The 2,924-nt window shown below is 73.7% G+C and carries 3 protein-coding genes; 2 read left to right on the top strand and 1 reads right to left on the bottom strand.

From position 1 onward, the window contains the following. Positions 1-45: 45 nt before the first annotated feature. Positions 46-891, bottom strand: coding sequence for a DUF3109 family protein (locus tag AOK18_RS17060; RefSeq protein WP_055573352.1), 846 nt, complete (start codon positions 889-891; stop codon positions 46-48). Between the two features lie 95 nt (positions 892-986). On the opposite strand from AOK18_RS17060, the gene AOK18_RS17055 reads away from it, so the two are divergent. Together AOK18_RS17055 and AOK18_RS17050 are read left to right on the top strand one after the other, a co-directional pair. Beyond that, positions 987-1,919: a Ppx/GppA family phosphatase gene (locus AOK18_RS17055; protein WP_055573353.1), complete on the top strand. Its 933-nt coding sequence runs from the start codon at positions 987-989 to the stop codon at positions 1,917-1,919. 353 nt (positions 1,920-2,272) lie between these two features. Then, positions 2,273-2,924, top strand: a 652-nt coding sequence (locus AOK18_RS17050) for a sugar phosphate isomerase/epimerase family protein (protein ID WP_107100357.1), incomplete at its 3' end; no start/stop codon positions are given.

Here is a 2,924-nt window from a genome sequence, read left to right as displayed (position 1 = left end):
CGGACCCCGCCTGATCCGCCTCCCGCGCCCGCGCGGAGGGGCGGATCAGGCGGGGTCCGCCGGATGCGGTGCCAGCAGCGGGAGCCGCGAGGCGAGCCGCTCCTCGCACAGCTCGGCCAGCCGGTCGTAACCGGCCTTGCCCATCAGCTCGGTCAGCTCCGCCCGGTAGGACACGTACACGGGGTCGCCCGCACCGTGCGCCGAGGTCGCCGACGTGCACCACCAGTGCAGGTCGTGGCCGCCCGGGCCCCAGCCCCGGCGGTCGTACTCGCCGATCGACACCTGCAGCACGCGCGTGTCGTCGGGCCGGTCGATCCAGTCGTAGGTCCGCCGGATCGGCAGCTGCCAGCACACGTCCGGCTTGGTCTCCAGCGGCTCGCGGCCCTCCCGCACGGCGAGGATGTGCAGCGAGCAGCCCATGCCGCCGGCGAAGCCCGGCCGGTTCTGGAAGATGCACGAGCCCTGGAAGGGGCGGGTCTGGCGGTCGCCGTCCTCGTCCTCGGAGACCCAGCCGCCCCGGACCCCCTCGTCGTGGTGCTGCCAGATGTCCGGCGTCAGCCTCGCCACGTGGCCCGCGACCCGCTTCTCGTCGTCCTTGTCCGAGAAGTGCGCCCCCAGGGTGCAGCACCCGTCGTCCGCGCGGCCCGCCTGGATGCCCTGGCAGCCGCTGCCGAAGACACAGTTCCAGCGAGAGGTCAGCCACGTCAGGTCGCAGCGGAACACCTGCTCCTCGTCCGCCGGATCGGGGAACTCCACCCACGCCCGGGCGAAGTCGAGCCCCTTCTCGTCGTCCGGCGGCACCTGCGACGGACCGCCGACCTGCTCGGCCTTCCCGACCCGCTCGGTGATTTTGCCCGTCTTGTCGGCCTTCGCCTTTTTCGTCTTTGGCACTCGTCCAGGGTAAGTCGACCGCATCACCGTTCCGTACCGGACAGGCTGCCGCGAAGCGGGCTTCCGGCCGTGTCACGCGCAGTAGCGTTCCGTCCATGAGACTCGGTGTCCTCGACGTGGGTTCGAACACGGTGCATCTGCTGGTGGTCGACGCACACCCCGGGGCGTGCCCCCTGCCCGCGCACTCGCACAAGGCGGAGCTGCGCCTGGCCGAGCTGCTGGACGCCGACGGGGCGATCGGGCCGCGCGGGACGGACCGGGTGGTCCGGGTCGTCCGCGAGGCGCTCCGGGCCGCCGAGGACAAGGGCGTCGAGGAGCTGCTGCCGTTCGCGACCTCGGCGGTGCGCGACGCCCGCAACTCGGGCGAGGTCCTCGAACGCGTCCGGGCGGAGACCGGAGTCGAACTCCAGGTCCTCGCCGGCGCCGAGGAGGCCCGGCTGACCTTCCTCGCCGCCCGCCGCTGGTTCGGCTGGTCGGCGGGAAAGCTGCTGGTCGTCGACATCGGCGGCGGCTCCCTGGAGATAGCCTTCGGCCTCGACGAGGAGCCCGACGCCGCGGTGTCGCTGCCGCTGGGCGCCGGCCGCCTCACCGGAACCCGGCTGCCCGGCGACCCGCCGGCGCCGGACGACGTGCGGGCCCTGCGCCGGCACGTCCGCGCGGAGATAGGCCGCACGGTCGGCGAGTTCAGCCGCCTCGGCCCGCCCGACCACGTGGTGGCCACCTCCAAGACCTTCAAGCAGCTCGCCCGCATCGCGGGCGCCGCCCGCTCCGCCGAGGGCCCGTACGTCCCGCGCGAGCTGAAGTACCAGTCCCTGGAGGGATGGGTGTCGAGGCTGGCCGCGATGACCACCGCCGAGCGCGCCGCCCTGCCCGGCGTCTCCGAGTCGCGCGCCGGCCAGCTGGTCGCCGGGGCGCTGGTCGCGGAGGCCGTGATGGATCTCTTCGGGGTGGAGTCCCTGGAGATATGCCCCTGGGCGCTACGCGAGGGCGTCATCCTGCGCCGCCTGGACCACATGGGACCCGCGTGACCGCCCACCGAGCGTGACGTGACCGTCCACCGCGCGTGACGCGACCGTCCACCGCGCGGGGAGCGACGGGCCGAGCCGCGAGCCGATCCGGTCGGGCCGACGGGCCGAGCCGCGAGCCGGGACGAGCCGGGCCGTGCGCGGCGCGGTGCGACCGCGCGGACCTCGCCGGGGCGGGACAGGAGGGCCGGTGTCCGGTTAGCTCGATCACACGGCGGCCTCCGGACCGCGGGTCTGCCGGACGGGCGAAGCGCCCCGTGTCCTGGGGGCATGCGCCCGCGGACGCGGCGGACGTCTCCGACCGCCGCCCGTCGTCCGCGTCCCGCCCGTCGAACACACCCCGTACGCTGTCCCTCGTGGCAGATCCAGCGGTGCGCATCCCGGATGCGAAGGTCGCTCTGTCGACGGCCTCCGTCTATCCGGAGTCGACGGCGACGGCCTTCGAGATCGCCGCACGCCTCGGGTACGACGGTGTCGAGGTCATGGTGTGGACCGATCCGGTCAGCCAGGACATCGAGGCGCTGCGCCGCCTCAGCGACTACCACCGCATCCCCGTCCTGGCCGTGCACGCCCCCTGCCTGCTCATCACGCAGCGCGTGTGGTCCACCGACCCCTGGACCAAGCTCCAGCGGGCTCGCACCGCCGCCGAGAGGCTCGGCGCCGACACGGTCGTCGTCCACCCGCCGTTCCGCTGGCAGCGCCAGTACGCCCGCGACTTCGTCGACGGAATCTGGCGGATGGCGGACGAGACGGACGTGCGGTTCGCCGTCGAGAACATGTACCCGTGGCGCTACCGCGACCGCGAGATGCTCGCCTACGCCCCCGACTGGGACGTCACCAAGGACGACTACCGCCACTTCACGATCGACCTCAGCCACGCCTCGACCGCCCGCACCGACGCCCTCGGGATGCTCGACCGCATGGGCGACCGCCTGGGCCACGTCCACCTCGCCGACGGCCGGGCACGAGGTGCTCGTCCTTGGCCGAGCCCCGGCCGCGGCGAGGTGG

It is taken from the genome of Streptomyces prasinopilosus (assembly GCF_001419695.1).
GTDB classification, from domain to species: domain Bacteria; phylum Actinomycetota; class Actinomycetes; order Streptomycetales; family Streptomycetaceae; genus Streptomyces; species Streptomyces prasinopilosus.
The sequence above is the reverse complement of the archived record's forward strand: the minus strand, read 5'-3'. Positions and strand labels throughout refer to the sequence as shown.